Annotated in this window: 17 protein-coding genes and 1 other annotated feature; of the genes, 14 read left to right on the top strand and 3 right to left on the bottom strand. The window is 45.9% G+C overall.

From position 1 onward, the window contains the following. The first annotated feature begins 211 nt into the window (after nt 1-211). The 4 genes from G4O42_RS16420 to G4O42_RS16405 all read left to right on the top strand — a co-directional run bounded on the left by G4O42_RS16420 (nt 212) and on the right by G4O42_RS16405 (nt 4,792). Nucleotides 212-1,099, top strand: coding sequence for a Cof-type HAD-IIB family hydrolase (locus G4O42_RS16420; protein WP_032876363.1), 888 nt, complete (start codon nt 212-214; stop codon nt 1,097-1,099). Continuing rightward, the gene (locus G4O42_RS16415; RefSeq protein WP_032876366.1) at nt 1,096-1,764 is read left to right on the top strand and encodes a YczE/YyaS/YitT family protein; all 669 of its coding nucleotides are present in this window, start codon (nt 1,096-1,098) and stop codon (nt 1,762-1,764) included. The genes G4O42_RS16420 and G4O42_RS16415 overlap by 4 nt, the downstream gene beginning before the upstream one ends. A gap of 69 nt (nt 1,765-1,833) precedes the next feature. Continuing rightward, entirely contained in the window at nt 1,834-2,808 is a 975-nt protein-coding gene (locus tag G4O42_RS16410) for a LacI family DNA-binding transcriptional regulator (RefSeq protein WP_032876369.1), read from the top strand. 342 nt (nt 2,809-3,150) lie between these two features. Next, nucleotides 3,151-3,390 (top strand) — a binding site (T-box leader). Between the two features lie 61 nt (nt 3,391-3,451). Next, nucleotides 3,452-4,792, top strand: a complete 1,341-nt coding sequence (locus G4O42_RS16405; protein ID WP_007613881.1) for an amino acid permease — start codon at nt 3,452-3,454, stop codon at nt 4,790-4,792. Nucleotides 4,793-4,826: 34 nt separating this feature from the next. On the opposite strand, the gene G4O42_RS16400 is transcribed toward G4O42_RS16405, so the two are convergent. After that, nucleotides 4,827-5,744, bottom strand: coding sequence for a DMT family transporter (locus G4O42_RS16400; protein WP_032876372.1), 918 nt, complete (start codon nt 5,742-5,744; stop codon nt 4,827-4,829). Between the two features lie 97 nt (nt 5,745-5,841). Between G4O42_RS16400 and G4O42_RS16395 the strand changes: the two genes are divergently transcribed. Next, nucleotides 5,842-6,720: a LysR family transcriptional regulator gene (locus G4O42_RS16395; RefSeq protein WP_032876375.1), complete on the top strand. Its 879-nt coding sequence runs from the start codon at nt 5,842-5,844 to the stop codon at nt 6,718-6,720. 33 nt (nt 6,721-6,753) lie between these two features. On the opposite strand, the gene G4O42_RS16390 is transcribed toward G4O42_RS16395, so the two are convergent. Continuing rightward, nucleotides 6,754-7,161 carry a hypothetical protein gene (locus tag G4O42_RS16390; RefSeq protein ID WP_032876379.1) on the bottom strand — a complete coding sequence of 136 codons (408 nt, stop codon included), beginning with the start codon at nt 7,159-7,161 and terminating at the stop codon, nt 6,754-6,756. A 275-nt stretch (nt 7,162-7,436) separates the two neighbouring features. On the opposite strand from G4O42_RS16390, the gene G4O42_RS16385 reads away from it, so the two are divergent. Further along, nucleotides 7,437-8,444 carry an LLM class flavin-dependent oxidoreductase gene (locus G4O42_RS16385; protein WP_032876383.1) on the top strand — a complete coding sequence of 336 codons (1,008 nt, stop codon included), beginning with the start codon at nt 7,437-7,439 and terminating at the stop codon, nt 8,442-8,444. A 35-nt stretch (nt 8,445-8,479) separates the two neighbouring features. On the opposite strand, the gene araR is transcribed toward G4O42_RS16385, so the two are convergent. Further along, nucleotides 8,480-9,568 (bottom strand): arabinose utilization transcriptional regulator AraR, encoded by a 1,089-nt coding sequence (araR, locus tag G4O42_RS16380; RefSeq protein WP_032876386.1) that lies wholly within the window; start codon nt 9,566-9,568, stop codon nt 8,480-8,482. Between the two features lie 256 nt (nt 9,569-9,824). Between araR and araE the strand changes: the two genes are divergently transcribed. The 8 genes from araE (at nt 9,825) to G4O42_RS16340 (ending at nt 20,150) form a co-directional block, all read left to right on the top strand. Beyond that, entirely contained in the window at nt 9,825-11,219 is a 1,395-nt protein-coding gene (gene araE / locus G4O42_RS16375) for an arabinose-proton symporter AraE (protein WP_032876389.1), read from the top strand. Nucleotides 11,220-11,483: 264 nt separating this feature from the next. After that, the gene (gene cggR, locus G4O42_RS16370) at nt 11,484-12,518 is read left to right on the top strand and encodes a gapA transcriptional regulator CggR (RefSeq protein ID WP_032876392.1); all 1,035 of its coding nucleotides are present in this window, start codon (nt 11,484-11,486) and stop codon (nt 12,516-12,518) included. 33 nt (nt 12,519-12,551) lie between these two features. Continuing rightward, a complete protein-coding gene (gene gap, locus G4O42_RS16365; protein ID WP_003151611.1) occupies nt 12,552-13,559 on the top strand; it encodes a type I glyceraldehyde-3-phosphate dehydrogenase in 1,008 nt (335 codons plus the stop codon). Nucleotides 13,560-13,881: 322 nt separating this feature from the next. Next, nucleotides 13,882-15,066 carry a phosphoglycerate kinase gene (locus G4O42_RS16360; RefSeq protein ID WP_032876395.1) on the top strand — a complete coding sequence of 395 codons (1,185 nt, stop codon included), beginning with the start codon at nt 13,882-13,884 and terminating at the stop codon, nt 15,064-15,066. A 25-nt stretch (nt 15,067-15,091) separates the two neighbouring features. Further along, on the top strand, nt 15,092-15,853 hold the full coding sequence (gene tpiA, locus G4O42_RS16355) for a triose-phosphate isomerase (protein WP_003151618.1): 762 nt from the start codon (nt 15,092-15,094) through the stop codon (nt 15,851-15,853). Further along, nucleotides 15,846-17,381 (top strand): 2,3-bisphosphoglycerate-independent phosphoglycerate mutase, encoded by a 1,536-nt coding sequence (gene gpmI / locus G4O42_RS16350; RefSeq protein WP_032876398.1) that lies wholly within the window; start codon nt 15,846-15,848, stop codon nt 17,379-17,381. Before tpiA ends, gpmI begins: the two co-directional genes overlap by 8 nt. A 27-nt stretch (nt 17,382-17,408) precedes the next feature. Beyond that, the gene (gene eno, locus G4O42_RS16345) at nt 17,409-18,701 is read left to right on the top strand and encodes a phosphopyruvate hydratase (protein WP_007409956.1); all 1,293 of its coding nucleotides are present in this window, start codon (nt 17,409-17,411) and stop codon (nt 18,699-18,701) included. Between the two features lie 168 nt (nt 18,702-18,869). Then, nucleotides 18,870-20,150, top strand: coding sequence for a M28 family peptidase (locus tag G4O42_RS16340; protein ID WP_032876401.1), 1,281 nt, complete (start codon nt 18,870-18,872; stop codon nt 20,148-20,150). Nucleotides 20,151-20,222 lie beyond the last annotated feature (72 nt).

The following is a 20,222-nucleotide window of genomic DNA, read 5'->3' as shown; positions in this document are numbered from 1 at the left end:
TTCAAATTAGTGTTCCGCCATTAGCAGTCAGTTCTTTATTAACTGGATTGATCAAAAGAGAAGGATTATTAAGCAGGAGAACACTTGAGAAACACAGGCCTAATCAGTTTCTGGAGAAAAACTTCAAATTAATATAATAATCTAATTGCTCTGAAACGCGTACCATACATTATACTTTCAATGATTTTTAAACTCTGAGGAGGAAATTCACATGAAAGTAATTGCAATTGACTTAGATGGCACGCTGTTATCAGAGAACTTAACTATCCAAGAACAAGATGTAAGAGCTTTAAAGCTTGGACAAAAACAAGGTCATCTTGTAACAATCGCTACAGGGAGAGCTTTATTTGATGCAAAACACATCATCAATAAATATGATTTGGATTTTCCGATTATTGCTTCAAACGGCGCTCAAATTGATGTGGGAAATCAGGTAATATTCGAACATTTTATGGATTCAGATGTAATCCAACCTATCATCACTTGGTTAAATAAAGAAGAAATCTATTATCAGCTCTATTTATCTGACAAAATTGCCGTATCAAATCAAGGAATTCAGCAGCTTGAAAAAGAACTTTACAATACAGTAATGGAAGAACCTCATTTTAATCAAGAAGTATTTTGGAATTCTATTAAAGCTCAAATCCATCAATACGGGTTAGAGGAAATACCGGGTACAATTGACCCTATCGATTATCGGTATGTCATAAAATGTATGATCGTTTCGCCAAACCAAAGAAAATTAAAAAAAGCTAAAGAATATTTTGGACAACTGAAGGAGTGTGCCGTAACGAGTTCAGGAGCATTCAATCTTGAAATCACAAGTGCAGGAGTAGATAAAGGAGCGTCATTAAATAAACTTTGTGAACATTATGGAACGGATGCGCGGAATGCAATCGCAATAGGTGATAATTTAAATGATCTGCCTATGTTTCAGGCAGCAGGAATAGGGATAGCCATGGGGAATGCAGATAAGAAGCTTATTCAATTGGCTGCTTTTAAAACGTTATCGAATGATGAGTGTGGTGTATCTTATGCTTTTGATCATTACATTCTGACGAAAGAAGAAGACCCTAAACCGCGGAGTATACAGCCATGAGCCATTTTGTGAAAAGATGTTTAATCTATATTGCCGGATTGTTTATTTTATCCATAGGGGTTGTATGTATGATTAAATCTAATACCGGGATTGCCCCCTGGGATGCTCTAAACGTGGCTTTATCAGAAATAATTGGCCTTACAATCGGGTCATGGGTTTTCATTGTCGGAGGAATCCTTATCTTTATAAACAGCCTCATAAAAATGCGGTTTCCTAATCTAGCCGGTTTTATTCCGATTTTTATTATTGGAAGTTTTGTTGACCTTTTAAACTTAAAGGTTCTTTCGTTCTTAAAAACAGATTCTGTAATTCTTCAATGGAGTTTATTTTTGATAGGGTTGTGTATATTGGCTATGGGAATCGCTATTTATTTAAGAGCATCTTTTCCTTCGATACCGAATGATGAATTAATGTTGGCTATTACTGAACGTACAGGTTGGGGTATTAATATTACAAAGACGATAGGGGAAGCTTTAGCTTTTGTGCTTGCAATCATTCTTCAGGGGCCGATTGGGATAGGAACCATCATTGTGCTGCTATGTCTGGGGATATTAGTAGGTTTATTTGACAAACTATTACACAAGATGGGGAAGCCCCGTTCTATTTATAGTGTGGGACAGGAAGGCGCACATATTCATGCAGGCCATGATAAAACTATTATTTAAATGCTTTTTTTCCCCTTGTGTTATTCAGTGTGAAATCCTGATAACGCTGTCTAAGAAGGAGTAACAGTAATGACAAACATTACAGAGATAGCAAAGAAAGCGAACGTTTCCCGGACAACAGTTTCTAGAGTTCTCAATAATCATCCTTATGTAAAACCTGAGAAGCGGGACGCTGTGTTAAAAGCTATGAAGGAATTAAATTATGTACCAAATTTCAACGCGATTAACCTATCCAGGGGGAAGACAAATGTATTCGGAGTCATTGTTCCTAAAATCAACCATCCGTTTTTCAGTAAACTGATTGCCGGAATAGGCGAAGAGTGTAATAAACATAATTACAGTTTGCTTGTGCACCAATCAAATAACGATCCTGAACAAGAAATGGAGTTTTTTAACAGATTGAAATACAAACTTATTGACGGTCTTATTTTGGGATCCTGTGTAAGCCCCCATCACGTACTCGACGAGATATCTGGGTTTGGCAATATTGTTTCCTGTGAAGCTTCTGCAAGCAAACAGGTTGCACATATATTTATTAATCATGAGTCAGGAATCAAAATGGCAATTGATCATCTGCGAAATCAAGGACATCAATCCATTGGTCTATGTATAGGAAATCCTAAGAGCGGTGTTGGCATAAGCAGAAAAAAATCATTTTTTCACTTTCAAAATGAATACGGATTGAAATGGAGTGATAATTGGTACTTTGAGGAACAGTACACTATTGAAAATGGTATAGAAATAGCAAAATTATTACTAAATAAGTCACCTCGTCCTGAGGCAATGGTTGTAGGAAGTGATTATGTTGCGGCAGGGATCATTTATGAAGCGAAAAGACAGGGAATACGAATACCTGAAGAACTGGCGATTATAGGATTTGATAATCAGCCGATATCTAAGGTAATAGAACTTTCAACGATACATCAACCGATTAAAGAGTTGGGACAAACAGCAGCAAATTTATTATATAACTTAATGAATAACAAAGATGTCCCCAATATAAATAAGTTGAACCTAAAACTTATTAAAAGAAAGTCAACTTAAAAAGACCACTTTATGGTGGTCTTTTTTGCTTAGCGCAGAATCAGCTCTGGGGCAGGCGCTTTGAAATGAGCTCTTTTTTTCGTTTCATCTATAAAACTGAAGGGCTTCATGGAATCGTAGAAGCTTTTCGGAATTTCTGTTTGAACAATATATATAAAGTGCTGATTACGCCATATTAGGGGCCGGCTCACCCCGCATATGAATATAAACATGGTCAGTCAAAATGTCTTAAATAGGTGATAAGAAAACCAGCGGCAAAAATTAGTATTGACTTTGAAAATAGAAGACTGTATATTATGTTACTATATTCAGAAAATAAAAACTCAAGAGATTCATTTAACATAAAACACTGTGAACGGGAGCAGTAAAAGAATCCAGTCAGAAAAAGAGAGCCGCGGGTTGGTGCAACGCGGACTGATTGTTCTTTGAACTCGCCCGGAAGTGGCAGGGCGGAACGGAATTGTCGGAATATTCCCTATGTCCTAACGGCTGACCTTCGTTAAAAGGTTTTTAAGCTGGATTCCGGATATTCGGGATCAACAAGAGTGGTACCGCGGCTGCCTGAGGCACGCCGTCTCTTTTCCCAAAGAGGCGGCGTGCTTTTTTATGTGATGAACACTTTTTGCGAGAGGGCGTGTGATAGATGGAAAAGGACAAGCAAACATTAAAACGGACGATGTCGTCCAGACACATTATGATGATGGCGCTTGGAGGCGCAATCGGGGCCGGGCTCTTTAAAGGCAGCAGCACGGCGATTGATGAAGCGGGGCCATCCGTGTTATTGGCCTACCTCCTCGGCGGAATCATTCTGCTGTTTATTATGCAGGGGCTGGCCGAAATGGCAGTCAGAAACAAACATGCAAGGACGTTCCGTGATTTGGTTCAGCAGTCTCTCGGGTCGTACGCTGCATACTTTTTAGACTGGATCTATTGGAAAATGTGGGTGCTCAATATTGCCGCGGAGGCGGTCGTAGCCGCCATTTTCATTCAATATTGGCTGCCGGAATGTCCGATATGGATATTGGCTTTGATCATTTCCATTGTGGTGACGGTCGTAAACATGCTTTCTGTGAAACTGTTTGCCGAGACGGAGTACTGGCTCGCGCTCATTAAAATTACAGTGATTGTCATCTTTATTTTATGCGGGATTCTGCTATTATTTTTCTCATTCGGCAATCACACGGCGCCGGGGCTGTCTCATTTAACGGATCACGGAGGGTTTTTCCCGCATGGAGCGGGGGGCGTCATTACGGCGATGCTCGTCGTGATCTACTCATACGGCGGAACGGAAATCATCGGCGTCACGCTGGCGGAGACAAAAAATCCCGAAAAGGTGATCCCGAAAGCTGTCCGAAGCACGTTAACGCGGATTGTCGCTTTTTACTTGCTGCCGTTTTTCATCATCGTCAGCCTGATTCCTTGGAATCAAGTCAACAGCGTTCCGGAAAGCCCGTTTGTCATAGTATTTAAGATGATAGGGATTCCGGGTGCCGACCATATTATGAATGCCGTCATTCTTCTTGCGATTATCTCGTCTATGAACTCGGGACTGTACGGATCATCCCGCGTCTTGTTTACACAGGCTTCTGACGGCCGGGTGCCGAAAATCTTTTCAAAACTGTCGAAGAAAAAGGTTCCCGTTTATGCGATTCTGACTTGTACGTCATTTTTATATGTAGGCGTCCTGATTTCTTTATTCGCAGGAAGCCAGACGTTTAATTATTTGATGGGTTCCCTCGGCTATACCGTGCTGTTCATCTGGCTGATTATCGGATTCGCCCATTTGAAATCAAGAAAACATTCAACAGAACAACCGGCTTATTACGTCAAATGGTTCCCGTACACGACATGGTTCGCGGTGCTTGCGCTTTTGGCCATCTTGGTCGGCGTGATTGCCACGACATCCATCGTCATTACATGCATCACTGCGGCCATCTATCTCCTCATTACGGCTGCGTATCTCGTGAAAGGGAGACGTCAATAAATAAAAAAACTCTTGCCCCGCGGCAAGAGTTTTTTTAATGAACGGCCTTTTTTTCTGCGGCCAGAGCAGGTGTTTTCAGTTTCTTCGGTGTTATATTCACAAAACAAATGCTTGTGACGATCAGAAGCAGTCCGGCTAAAAGGCTGACGGTCAGCGGCTCATGCAGGAATATCGAGCTGACGGTAATGGATATGAGCGGGATCAGGAAGGTGTAAGAGGCGACCTTGCTTGCTTCCCCTGAACCGACAAGCGTAAAAAAGGCGAGCCAGCCGAGCGCGATAACAAAAACTGAAATGAACAGAAGGCTCAGAATGAACGGAGCTTTCCATTGAATCGCTGAAAAGCTTTCTGAAAAATGGCCGGAGCTGACAAGCAGCACGCCGCCGATCAGAAGCTGAAGAGCGACCATCCAGATAGAATCCGCGCGTCCGCCCGTTCTTTTCACATATACCGTGCCGAGCGCCCAGCTGACCGCGGAGCCTAAGGCCAAAAGAATGCCGGCGATGGAAATATGGCCTCCGAAACCGGCTGCGCTGATGACGGCGACACCGGCAAAGCCCAGAATAAGACCGGCTATTTTTAAAGGATACATCGATTCCCCGAGCCACAGCCAAGAAAAAACGCCCATTAACACCGGCTGGAAAAACACGATGGCTGAAAATAAGCCGGCAGGCAGGTAATTCAAGCCGACCGTTTGCAGGCCGTAAAATAAAGTAATATTTAAAATGGCAGAAATAAGATAGATCGGCCACGTTTCTTTAAAACGCAGCTTTTTAAAACGGGGCAGCGCAACCATTAATAATAGAAGTCCGCCGATCAGCGTGCGGATTCCGGCAAACAGAAGGGGCGGCGAATAGGCAAGCGCGGCCTTTGTCAGCGGCCAGTTAATTCCCCATACCGTGACTAGAAACGCCAGCATAAGAGCCGTCTGTATTTTCGAAAGCTGTTTCACGTCGTTCACTCCTTGTAGAACAATTCCATCATATGATACGGTAATCAGTAAGATAAATAAAATGAATCTTTTTTATAAGGAGCATAAGTAAAACGTTATGACGATTACACAACTGCGGGTTTTTGTTCAAATCGCTGAAACGGGAAGCTTTACAAAAGCGGGGCAGGCGCTGAATATGACGCAGCCCGCCGTCAGCCATGCCATCTCTGCGCTTGAGTCAGAGCTCGGCATCAAGCTGATCGTCCGCGAGCGCCGCAACGGCGTAAGGCTCACGGACACGGGCGGAAAAATTCTCGTCCATATCAGAGAGGTGCTCAAAGGCATAGAAAAAGCCGAGCAGCTGGCGGCAGCGGAAAGAGGGCTTGAACAGGGAACGATTCACATCGGCACATTTCCGGCCGCTTCCGCTTATTTCATTCCAAAGCTGATCAGCGTGTTTAAAAAACGGTATCCGAAGCTTGAGTTGGTGCTTCATGAAGGAACGGTTAACGAAGTAAAGGAATGGCTCCGCTCCCGGGTAATAGATGTGGGTATCACTCTTTTTCCTACGGAAGACATGGAATATCTGCCGCTGAAAAAAGATAAAATGGCCGTCGTGCTTAGAAATGATCACCCGCTTTGCAACTGTGAGTCAATCACTCTGAAAGATCTTGACCGCCAGCCGATGATCATCTGTGACGGAGGATACGAATCACCGTTTATTGATATGTTTAAGGAGGCAGGATCTGAACTGACTGCCGCATTCACTGTTTACAACGTCAATACGTCCATCAGCATGATCAAAGAGGGACTGGGAATTGCGATATTATCACAAATGTCTATGTCGGGAATATCGCTGCCGGAAAATGTCGTGACAAGGGAACTCAATCAGGCGGTGTACCGTGATGTTCTGCTTGCCGTTCCTTCTATAAAGGAGGCTTCATTGGCGGCAAAACTTTTTATTCAAATCGCACAGGAACTCACAAAGAACGAATAAAAAAAGACCCTAATCATCATAGGGCCCTGAATCTTATCGGTTAATTTTAAAAGAGTTAGTCGTATTGACAAGTTTTGAACCGCTGAACGTAGCTTTGACACGATAATAACCTGTCTTGCATCCTTTTAAAGAGAATGACTTAGTCACCCTTACTGAGAAAGAAAAGGTTGTTTTTTTACAAGTCGTCCATTTCTTTCCGGACTTTCGCTGTAAGTATAGGTTTCCTTTAAAAGTTCGATCTGACGGATACGCTGTACTGAGAGTAAAATCGACACTTTTCGCTTTTTTAGTGTAGTAGGAGGCATCGGTAAATCCGCTTACATTTAAATTCTGCTCAGTGCCGGAGTAAAAGTCTGCGGCATATGCCTTATCGGTGTTTCCTGTAAAGAAGATTGCTGCCAGTAAAGCTGTTGTGAGTGCCATTAAGATTTTTTTGCGCATATAGACTATGACTTCCTTCCTATTCAATATCATACATATCTTAACATTATTGGGTTTGTTCTTTCAACGATAGATTTTCACTTTTATAGGATGAAAAGCTCGTCATATCTGAATGTAATAGATTCATTCATACAGAGTTCACTAGTGACGACCGCTGACTGATTGTTCGAAGATCATCGAATCAAATTGTTTAACTCACGGGAAAAGCTGTGGTAAGGTGTGTGGTAGAGACCTTGTTTAAGATCTGCTTACACTAAACCATAAAGGAGAAAACGATGGCTGAACATACATTGAAAGATACTGCGTTTTCCGTATTGAATTTATCGCCGGTCGTACAGGGGGGAACGGTTGCTGAATCGTTCCGCAACAGCATGGATTTAGCGCGCCGCGCCGAGGAGTGGGGCTATAACCGCTATTGGCTTGCGGAGCATCATAATATAGAAGGCGTCGCCAGCTCGGCAACGGCGGTGCTGATCGGCCACATCGCCGGCGGCACGAAAAAAATCCGCGTCGGTTCTGGGGGTATTATGCTGCCGAATCATTCTTCACTTGTGATCGCGGAGCAGTTCGGAACCCTTGAAACGTTATATCCGGGGCGGATTGATCTGGGGCTCGGACGCGCGCCGGGGACCGACCAATTAACGGCGAGAGCCTTACGAAGAAACATAAACAGCGGGGAAGATTTTCCGGAGCAGCTTGAAGAATTGAGAAATTACTTCAAACCGACAGGCAATGTGCGCAATCAAGTCCGCGCCATTCCGGGCGAAGGGCTGGACGTGCCGATCTGGCTTTTGGGCTCAAGCGGCTTCAGCGCGCGTCTTGCGGGAGAGCTCGGGCTTCCGTTCGCCTTTGCGGCTCACTTCTCACCGAAAAATACCGTGCCCGCTCTTGAACTGTACCGCAGCTCCTTCCGTCCGTCAGACGTACTGGATCAACCGTACGCGATGGTCGGCGTCACCGTCATTGCCGCCGATACGGATGAAAAGGCGGAGCATCTGGCAACATCGCATTATCAAAGATTTTTAGACCTCGTCCGCGGCACGCCGAACCAGCTGAAGCCTCCTGTTGAAGACATGGATCAAATCTGGTCGCCGTATGAAAAAGCGATGGTCAATGATCAGCTCAGTTCAACGATCGTCGGCGGACCGGAGCGTGTGAAGGAAAAGCTGGAAAGCTTCATCCGGACAACACAGGCGGATGAAATCATGGTGAATTCAGAAAGCTTTGAGCATGCCGACAGAATGAGATCATTTGAAATCATCGCCGAATTAAAAAACAGCTGAGCAAAAAAAGCAATGTGCCGCGCACATTGCTTTTTTTATTCGCCGATCCGCTTGACTGAATTCCGGATGACGAGTTCCGGTTCATACACGACGTCATCCTTCTTCGGCTTTTTATGTTCTAAGCAGTCGATGACATATTTTGCCGCCGCTTTCCCCATAATGGATTTCGGATGCTTGACAGAGGTGAGTTTCACCTCGGAAATCTGGGCGAAATGTGAATCGTCATAGCCCATGACCGATACGTCATCAGGCACCTTTAACCCGATTTCCCTGAGAAGATTAATCGTCTTCAGCGCAATTTCGTCATTGTAGCAAAGAATGGCCGTCGGGTATGATCCGCTGTTTTGCTCAAGGGTATGCTTAATTTTTTGGAGAAGCACGGTTTCTTTTTCCTCAGTCGTGTAAGTCACGATCATGTCCGGAGACGGGAAAATCCCGCGCTCCCGATGCGCCTGAAGATAGCCGTTCATCCGTTTGACGCCCTGCGTGTCATCCGCTTTAAAGATTCCCATAATGTGCGTGTGGCCGAGGGACATGACGTATTCGCAAGCCATCATGCCGCCTTTGACATCATTGACGGAAAAGCTCGGGGCGGCCAGCTCCGCATAAGAGGCGTTAATCATGGCAAACGGAATGCCGTTTTTCTCCAGATTGAGATAGTAGCCGATGTTGGGCGTCTGCAGCGCGCTTTTTGTAGGCTCGACAATCAGCCCGTCTATATTTTTGGACAGCAGGTTTTCAAGGCCGCGCCGCTCACTTTCTGTATTGTTGTTGGTGCTCGTCAGCAGCATGGAATAGCCCTGTTCGCTTAAATAAGATTCAATTCCCCTGATGATGCTCGGAAAAATATAGTCTGATATGTACGTTGTAATGACGCCGATCGTTTTGTTTGAATGCATGGCTGATTTCGCCGTGCGTGAAGCGACAAAGGTGCCTCCGCCCTGAACGCTGTACAGCAGCCCTTGCGAGACCAAATCTCCGATCGCCTTTCTGATGGTATGGCGGCTGACGCCGAACTGCTGCATCAGCTCATTTTCCGTAGGCAGCTTTTCGTCCGGCTGTATTTTTCCCTGATTCAGCCATGAACAAATTTCTTCTTTTACTTGAGCATATTTCGGTAGCATATCAATTCCTCCAAAATGTATACGGACAAATTCCAGTATAACATAGTAAGCCCTTTCATCAAGCTGTAAAAATAATTGACAGATTATGAAAAACTGCTTATTCTTTATTTGTACGTACTAATTTTCCTTATTTTTAGATAAAATTCTTTATAAGTACGTACAAATGTGGCGGTTCTGAAGAAAACAAAGCAACATCAAGCGCCGCACTCTGTTTTGTAAGCGTTTTTATTCTATTTTTCGCGGGAGGGTAAAATTCATGAAGAATCACCCGGCACCAATTGGCTCAAATGTACCTGTCACTCGGCAGCATTCCAAGTGGTTTGTCATTCTCATCTCATGCGCGGCCGGACTGGGAGGGCTTTTGTACGGTTATGACACGGCGGTGATTTCCGGCGCCATCGGTTTCCTGAAAGATTTGTACCGCTTAAGTCCTTTTATGGAAGGGCTCGTGATTTCAAGCATTATGATCGGCGGTGTTTTCGGCGTCGGGATTTCCGGATTTTTGAGTGACCGTTTCGGACGGAGAAAGATTTTGATGGCAGCGGCGCTGTTGTTTGCGGTGTCAGCGGTTGTCTCTGCGCTTTCTCAAAGTGTGTCTTCCTTAGTGATCGCCAGAGTCATCGGCGGTCTGGGAATCGGCATGGGCTCCTCGCTTTCTGTCACGTATATTACCGAAGCCGCTCCGCCGGCCATACGCGGCAGTCTGTCTTCACTGTATCAGCTGTTTACGATATTAGGGATATCCGGCACTTATTTTATTAACCTTGCCGTCCAGCAGTCCGGCTCGTATGAATGGGGGGTGCACACCGGCTGGCGGTGGATGCTCGCTTACGGCATGATTCCGTCCGTCATCTTTTTTATCGTGCTGCTTATCGTGCCGGAAAGTCCGCGCTGGCTTGCGAAAGCGGGGCGCCGGAATGAAGCCCTCGCCGTGCTGACGCGCATTAACGGCGAGCAGACCGCGAAAGAAGAAATCAAACAAATCGAAACGTCTTTGCAATTAGAAAAAATGGGGTCATTGTCTCAGCTGTTTAAACCGGGGCTGAGAAAAGCGCTTGTGATCGGGATTCTGCTGGCTTTATTCAATCAGGTCATCGGCATGAACGCAATTACGTATTACGGGCCGGAAATTTTCAAAATGATGGGCTTCGGACAGAATGCGGGGTTTATCACGACATGCATCGTCGGTGTCGTCGAAGTGATTTTCACCGTCATCGCCGTTCTTTTAGTGGATAAAGTAGGCCGGAAAAAGCTGATGGGGGTCGGATCTGCCTTTATGGCGCTGTTCATGATCTTAATCGGGGCAGCCTTTTATTTTCAGCTGGCGAGCGGTCCGGCTTTAGTCGTCATCATATTGGGATTCGTCGCCGCTTTCTGCGTGTCAGTCGGGCCGATTACGTGGATCATGATTTCGGAAATCTTTCCGAACCACCTCCGCGCACGCGCCGCCGGTATTGCGACGATATTCTTATGGGGGGCCAACTGGGCGATCGGCCAGTTCGTGCCGATGATGATCAGCGGGTTAGGGCTCGCGTACACCTTCTGGATATTTGCCGTCATTAATATTCTCTGTTTCTTGTTTGTCGTGACGATCTGCCCTGAGACGAAAAATAAATCATTAGAAGAAATAGAAAAACTCTGGATAAAATGAAAGCGTTTTACGACAAAAGTCTGCTCCGGCGGGCTTTTGTCTGTCACCTTCATTCCGTTTCTGTATATAATGACTGTATCAAGGAGATACTGGAAAACCCTGCGAAGAATGTCGAGGAATTGACCTTTAACAGTTGAATTAACAATGTCATCCTGTTAAAATAATTAAAGAAAGCAGACATAATTTTTTTTGGCTATGATGGGACGTTTTTTGTCATAGCGGGACATTTTTTGTCCAGTATGAATAGGAAGGAACGTTTGAGTCATGAACCAGTTAATACAAGCTCAAAAAAAATTATTGCCTGATCTTTTGCTTGTGATGCAGAAAAGATTTGAAATCTTGCAGTATATCAGGCTTACCGAACCGATCGGCCGCAGAAGTCTTGCAGCCAGTCTCGGATTGACCGAGCGCGTTCTCAGAAGCGAGGTTCAGTTTTTGAAAGAACAGAATCTCATCGATATTAAAACAAACGGCATGACAATGACGGAAGAGGGCTATTCACTGCTTTCGATTCTGGAAGATACGATGAAGGATGTTTTAGGATTGACGCTTCTGGAAAAGACATTAAAAGGGCGGCTTAATCTGAAAGACGCCATTATCGTTTCCGGAGACAGCGACCAATCTCCTTGGGTCAAAAAAGAATTAGGGAGAGCGGCCGTTGCATGTATGAAAAAGAGATTTTCAGGCAAAAATATCGTCGCTGTAACCGGCGGTACGACAATTGAAGCCGTCGCCGATATGATGACGCCGGATTCAAAAAACCGCGAGCTCCTGTTTGTGCCCGCAAGAGGCGGTTTAGGCGAAGATGTGAAAAACCAGGCGAACACCATATGCGCGCATATGGCGGAAAAGGCTTCAGGCACTTATCGGCTTTTGTTCGTTCCCGGACAGCTGTCACAAGGCGCCTACTCATCTATTATTGAAGAACCTTCCGTAAAAGAGGTGCTTCACACGATTAAATCAGCGAGTATGCTCGTTCACGGAATCGGCGAAGCTAGAACAATGGCGGAGCGAAGAAACACGCCTTTGGAAGATTTGAAGAAAATAGATGACAATCATGCGGTGACAGAGGCATTCGGCTACTACTTTAATGCGGACGGAGAAGTCGTTCACAAGGTGCATTCAGTCGGAATGCAGCTCGATGACCTCGATGCCATTCCCGACATTATCGCGGTAGCGGGCGGATCATCAAAAGCAGAAGCAATCGAAGCTTATTTTAAAAAGCAGCGAAACACGGTTCTCGTCACGGACGAAGGAGCCGCAAAGAAGTTATTAAGGGATAACAGTCCCTCAATATAAATATCTCTCACTTATTTAAAGGAGGAAATAATCATGGCAGTAAAAGTCGGTATTAACGGTTTTGGTCGTATTGGACGTAACGTATTCCGCGCAGCATTAAACAATCCTGAAGTTGAGGTAGTAGCGGTTAACGATTTAACAGACGCTAACATGCTTGCTCATCTTTTACAATATGATTCCGTACACGGAAAATTAGATGCAGAAGTTAAAGTTGACGGCAGCAACCTTGTTGTTAACGGCAAAACAATCGAAGTTTCTGCTGAGCGCGATCCTGCGAAACTCAGCTGGGGCAAACAAGGCGTTGAAATCGTAGTTGAATCTACTGGTTTCTTCACAAAACGCGCAGACGCTGCGAAACACTTAGAAGCAGGCGCGAAAAAAGTTATCATCTCTGCACCTGCTAACGAAGAAGATATCACAATCGTTATGGGTGTTAACGAAGACAAATACGATGCGGCTAACCACCATGTTATCTCTAACGCATCTTGCACAACAAACTGCCTTGCGCCGTTTGCAAAAGTACTTAACGACAAATTCGGCATCAAACGCGGTATGATGACAACTGTTCACTCTTACACAAACGATCAGCAAATTCTTGATCTTCCGCACAAAGACTACCGTCGTGCGCGTGCAGCAGCTGAAAACATCATTCCTACATCAACTGGTGCTGCTAAAGCAGTTTCCCTTGTTCTTCCTGAACTGAAAGGCAAACTGAACGGCGGAGCTATGCGTGTGCCGACTCCAAACGTTTCTCTTGTTGACCTAGTTGCTGAACTTAACAAAGACGTAACGGCTGAAGACGTAAACGCAGCTCTTAAAGAAGCGGCTGAAGGCGATCTTAAAGGAATCCTTGGCTACAGCGAAGAGCCATTAGTATCCGGAGACTACAACGGCAATGCTAACTCTTCTACAATCGATGCTCTTTCTACAATGGTTATGGAAGGCAGCATGGTAAAAGTAATCTCTTGGTACGATAACGAAAGCGGCTACTCTAACCGCGTTGTTGACCTTGCAGCTTACATCGCAAAACAAGGTCTTTAATTCATAGCTCCCGGAAAGGGCCGGACTTGGTTCTTTCGGACAGAAACGCTATAATGAAAGCGGACAAGGGAAGGGGACGGACTCCCTTTCCCTTTTTCCATGAGAACCGGCTTTCAGAAAGCGCCGGATTGCTGCAGAACGTCCGCGTTTTGAAGTTTCCGCGGCACTTTCGTTTTCTGAGCCGCCTGCCCTGGCTCAGAAGACGATCTGCCCCGTGCCCGGAAGCTGCAATCTGCCCCCGCGGCGGAAGCATCATGAGGCGGTTTCACGTTTCACGTTTTTCGTGCTATGCAAACCATTTTGAAGGAGGATCTCCTAAGGCATGAATAAAAAAACAGTAAAAGACATCGACGTAAAAGGCAAAGTCGTATTCTGCCGCGTTGACTTTAACGTTCCAATGAAAGACGGGGAAGTAACAGACGATACTCGTATCCGCGCTGCGCTTCCAACAATCAAACACCTTGCAGACCAAGGCGCGAAAGTCCTTCTTGCGAGCCACTTAGGCCGCCCGAAAGGCGAAACGGTTGAGGAGCTTCGTTTAACTCCTGTCGCTGCACGCTTAGGCGAACTGCTCGGCAAAGAAGTGAAAAAAGCGGATGAAGCTTACGGCGATGCTGTAAAAGCACAAATTTCTGATATGAAGGACGGAGACGTTCTTGTATTGGAAAACGTACGTTTCTACCCTGGTGAAGAGAAAAACGATCCTGAGCTTGCTAAAGCATTTGCTGAGCTTGCGGATGTATATGTCAATGACGCATTCGGTGCTGCCCACCGTGCTCACGCATCTACAGCCGGAATTGCCGAGCATCTGCCGGCGGTTGCAGGATTCCTGATGGAAAAAGAGCTTGACGTTCTCGGCAAAGCCGTGACAAATCCTGAGCGCCCGTTTACGGCAATCATCGGCGGCGCGAAAGTAAAAGACAAAATCGGCGTAATCGAAAGTCTGCTTGATAAAGTGGACAACTTGATCATCGGCGGAGGTCTTGCTTACACATTCGTAAAAGCGCTTGGCTATGAAGTCGGTAAATCTCTTCTTGAAGAAGATAAAATCGAACTTGCAAAATCATTCATGGACCGCGCGGAAGAAAAAGGCGTTAAATTCTATATGCCGGAAGACGTTCTCGTTGCTGATGATTTCTCTAACGATGCAAACGTTCAAATCGTGCCGATCTCTGAGATCCCAAGTGATTTAGAAGCGATCGACATCGGAACGAAAACCCGCGAAACGTATGCTGAAGTTATCAAAAACAGCAAACTTGTCGTATGGAACGGACCGATGGGCGTATTCGAAATCGACTTGTTCGCTCAAGGCACAAAAGCAGTGGCTGAAGCATTGGCAGAGGCAAACGATACATACTCTGTCATCGGCGGAGGAGACTCTGCGGCAGCCGTTGAAAAATTCGGCCTTGCTGACAAAATGAGCCATATCTCAACAGGCGGCGGCGCATCCCTTGAATTCATGGAAGGCAAAGAGCTTCCAGGTGTAGCTGCGCTGAACGATAAATAAAAACTGCTATAAGGAAGTGGAACAGATGAGAAAACCAATTATAGCCGGTAACTGGAAAATGAACAAAACACTCGGCGAAGCTGTCAGCTTCGTTGAAGAAGTGAAATCTTCCATTCCAGCAGCAGACAAAGCGGAAGCCGTCGTTTGCGCACCAGCTCTTTTCTTAGAAAAGCTGACTTCTGCTGTTAAAGGAACTGACCTGAAAGTCGGCGCCCAAAACATGCATTTTGAAGAAAACGGTGCGTTCACAGGTGAAATCAGCCCGGTCGCTCTGAAAGACCTTGGCGTGGATTACTGCGTCATCGGCCACTCTGAGCGCCGTGAAATGTTCGCTGAAACTGATGAAACAGTTAACAAAAAAGCGCATGCTGCTTTCAAACACGGCATTGTGCCGATCATTTGCGTAGGTGAAACGCTTGAAGAGCGCGAAGCCGGAAAAACAAATGATCTTGTTGCCGATCAAGTGAAAAAAGGTCTTGCGGGTCTTTCTGAAGAGCAAGTTGCCGCTTCCGTTATTGCGTACGAGCCAATCTGGGCAATCGGAACAGGCAAATCTTCTACAGCGAAAGATGCTAACGACGTCTGCGCGCATATCCGTAAAGTCGTTGCTGAAAGCTTCAGCCAGGAAACTGCTGACAAGCTCCGCATTCAATACGGCGGCAGCGTAAAACCTGCAAATATTAAAGAATATATGGCAGAGTCCGATATTGACGGTGCTTTGGTCGGCGGCGCAAGCCTTGAACCGCAGTCATTCGTTCAATTATTGGAGGAAGGTCAATATGAGTAAAAAACCAGCTGCACTCATCATTCTTGATGGGTTCGGATTACGCAATGAAACAGTCGGAAACGCAGTCGCACAAGCGAAAAAACCGAATTTCGACCGTTATTGGAACCAATACCCTCATCAGACGCTGACGGCATCAGGCGAAGCAGTCGGACTGCCTGAAGGACAGATGGGGAACTCTGAAGTCGGTCATTTGAATATCGGCGCAGGACGTATTGTGTACCAAAGCTTAACACGCGTGAACGTTGCCATCCGCGAAGGCGAATTTGAACGCAATCAAACGTTCCTTGACGCCATCAAAAACGCGAAAGACAACGACAAAGCGTTGCACCTGTTCGGCCTTCTTTCTGACGGAGGCGTACACAGTCATATCAATCATTTATTCGCGCTGCTGAAGCTTGCGAAAAGTGAAGGACTGACGAAGGTGTATATTCACGGTTTCCTCGACGGCCGCGATGTAGGTCCGCAAACAGCGAAAACTTACATTCAGCAGCTGAATGAGCAGATCGAAGAAATCGGTGTCGGCGAAATCGCCAGCATTTCCGGACGCTACTACTCCATGGACCGCGACAAACGCTGGGACCGTGTGGAAAAAGCGTACCGCGCAATGGCTTACGGCGAAGGCCCGTCTTACCGCAGCGCGATGGATGTAGTCGACGATTCTTATGCGAACGGCATTCATGATGAATTCGTCATTCCGTCCGTCATCACAAAAGAAAACGGTGAACCCGTTGCGAAAATTCATGACGGCGATTCTGTGATTTTCTATAATTTCAGACCGGACCGCGCCATCCAGATTTCAAACACGTTTACCAACAAAGATTTCCGCGATTTCGACCGCGGTGAAAATCATCCGAAAAACCTGTATTTCGTCTGCCTGACTCACTTCAGTGAATCTGTTGACGGATATGTGGCTTTCAAACCGGTAAACCTTGACAATACGGTCGGTGAAGTATTAGCACAGCACGGGTTAAAACAGCTTCGCATTGCAGAAACTGAAAAGTATCCGCACGTTACGTTCTTTATGAGCGGCGGCCGCGAAGAAGAATTCCCGGGCGAAGAGCGCGTCCTCATTAACTCGCCGAAGGTCGCGACATATGACCTGAAGCCTGAAATGAGCGCGTATGAAGTGAAGGATGCTCTTGTAAAAGAAATCGCGGCTGACAAGCACGACGCGATCATCCTGAACTTTGCAAACCCTGACATGGTCGGCCACTCCGGAATGGTCGAACCGACGATTAAAGCAATTGAAGCAGTGGACGAATGCTTAGGCGAAGTGGTTGACGCCATCATCGCTAAAGGCGGACATGCCATCATTACCGCTGATCACGGTAATGCGGACATTCTGATTACAGAAACAGGCGAACCGCACACTGCCCATACGACAAACCCAGTCCCTGTCATTGTGACGAAAGAAGGCGTGACGCTGCGCGAAGGCGGAATCCTAGGCGACCTCGCACCAACGTTATTAGACCTTCTCGGTGTTGAAAAACCGAAAGAAATGACCGGAACATCTTTAATTCAAAAATAAGCGTAAATCAAAAGGAGAGACAAACTCATGCCATACATTGTTGATGTTTATGCACGCGAAGTCCTTGACTCACGCGGCAACCCAACAGTTGAAGTTGAAGTATATACAGAAACAGGAGCTTTCGGCCGCGCATTAGTGCCAAGCGGAGCTTCTACAGGTGAATACGAAGCGGTTGAGCTTCGTGACGGCGACAAAGACCGTTACCTTGGAAAAGGCGTGTTAACTGCTGTTAACAACGTAAACGAAATCATTTCTCCAGAGCTTCTCGGCTTTGACGTAACTGAACAAAACGCAATCGATCAGCTTTTAATCGAGCTTGACGGAACTGAAAACAAAGGCAAACTCGGTGCGAACGCAATCCTTGGTGTATCTATGGCTTGTGCGCGCGCAGCTGCTGATTTCTTACAGATTCCTCTTTACCAATACCTTGGAGGATTCAACTCAAAAACGCTTCCTGTACCGATGATGAACATCGTAAACGGCGGAGAGCATGCTGACAACAACGTAGACATTCAAGAATTCATGATTATGCCTGTAGGTGCGCCTAACTTCCGTGAAGCGCTTCGCATGGGCGCTCAAATCTTCCACAGCCTGAAATCAGTTCTTTCTGCTAAAGGAATGAACACAGCTGTAGGTGACGAAGGCGGATTCGCTCCGAACCTTGGTTCTAACGAAGAAGCGCTTCAAACAATCGTTGAAGCAATCGAAAAAGCCGGCTTCAAACCTGGCGAAGAAGTGAAGCTTGCTATGGATGCTGCATCTTCTGAGTTCTACAACAAAGAAGACGGCAAATACCATCTGTCTGGCGAAGGTGTTGTGAAAACATCTGCTGAAATGGTTGACTGGTACGAAGAAATGGTTTCTAAATACCCAATCATCTCTATCGAAGACGGACTTGACGAGAACGACTGGGAAGGCCACAAACTTCTTACAGAGCGTCTTGGCAAAAAAGTTCAGCTTGTCGGTGACGACCTTTTCGTTACAAACACGAAAAAGCTTGCTGAAGGTATCAAAAACGGCGTAGGCAACTCTATCCTGATCAAAGTAAACCAAATCGGTACATTGACTGAAACATTCGATGCGATCGAAATGGCGAAACGCGCGGGCTACACTGCCGTTATCTCTCACCGTTCCGGTGAAACTGAAGACAGCACAATCGCTGACATCGCTGTGGCAACTAATGCAGGACAAATCAAAACAGGTGCTCCGTCCCGTACGGACCGTGTTGCGAAATACAACCAGCTTCTTCGCATCGAAGATCAGTTGGCTGAAACTGCTCAATACCACGGTATCAACTCTTTCTATAACTTAAATAAGTAATGGAATGGACGCCGGGAGAATATCTCCCGGCGTTTTTTTATGGTCCCGGGCTTTTCCCTCCTTTTTCTCCATCTTCATTTGGTCAATAATATTCATTTTCCCCCTTTTTAAAGGAATCAGTGTTCTTCAATCGAAAGGGAAGAGGTGTTAATAAGAGGAGGGATTATGATGAAATTTTCATTTATGTCAGCCGCGGTGGCAGCAAGCGTCATATGGGGCGCATCTGCCGGGCCGCTGTCCGAAACTCATGCTTATTCAACTGTGACCGCGCCGGTTTTTGATGCTGATGAGGCATTGGACACTATGCGTGATCTGAGTGAAACCATCGGTCCGCGGGAAACCGGAACTGCGAAAGAAAAGGAAGCGGCTGAATACATATCGAATCGTCTGCGGGCTCAGGGCGCCAGTGTCAAAGTACAATCATTTCCTTTGAAAAAGTACTTTTCAGGTTCAGTCACAGCGGGAGATCATGAATTCCCGCTCCGCTCCGCTGATCAATCCGCTGTTGAAAAAGAGCTCAAAATAGAAGGCGGGATTTTTGACGGCGGCTGCGGATCACGCAATGACGTAACAGGAGCCAAAGGAAAAATTGCAGTGATACGCGAAGGAAAGATCCCCGTTTCTCAAAAGATCAAACATGCCGAACAAGCGGGAGCCAAAGCAGTCATTATTTATAATCAGACAACAAAACCGCTCGCCGTCCGTCCGCATACCGATAAAGGAATCACGATACCGGCAGCGGGTATGAAAAAAGAAGACGGTGAAGCATTGCTGCAGGAAAAGCAGGCAGTCATTCAATTTAAAAACTATAAAAACCGCACCTCACAAAATATCATAGGAACGCGCAAAGCGGCACAGGCCGACCCTTCTGATGCTGATATTATTTATGTCACAGCGCATTATGACAGCGTAAAAGGCGCGCCCGGAGCGGATGATAACGCCTCAGGCACATCTGCCGTTCTGGAAATCAGCAAGCAATTGACACACATACCGAAAGACAAAGAGATCCGCTTTATCCTGTTCGGTGCAGAAGAATTATGGTCTGCGGGTTCATCTTATTACGTCAGTACACTCACGAACAATGAAAGAAAGCACAGCCAGGCCAATTTTAATGCCGATATGATTGCGACTGACTGGGAAGAAGCGAGTCAAATGTGTGTCACGACTCCTGACGGCAGGGAAAACCCGAGTGTCCGGTACGCTGAAAAAGCCGCTGAAAAATCCCGGTTGGTCAAGCCAAACCTGATTCAGCTCGGTTACTCAGACCATGTCTCTTTTTATGAAGCGGGGATTCCGTCGGCTAACTGGATTTGGCTCAGCCCCGATACACAGGAGCCGGGGCCCTGGTACCACACTGAGAATGATAATATGAAACACATCAGCAAAGAACGGCTAGAGAAAGCCGGGGCACTCGTTTCCGCAGCAGTAACTGAGGCAATGAAAGAATAAAAAACAGGCTTCGGCCTGTTTTTTATATTATTTTCTGTATATTCTATCAATTAAGGGAGATTTTCTCACTCG

Source organism: Bacillus sp. LUNF1 (genome assembly GCF_011008975.1).
Taxonomy (GTDB): domain Bacteria; phylum Bacillota; class Bacilli; order Bacillales; family Bacillaceae; genus Bacillus; species Bacillus velezensis.
The sequence above is the reverse complement of the archived record's forward strand: the minus strand, read 5'-3'. Positions and strand labels throughout refer to the sequence as shown.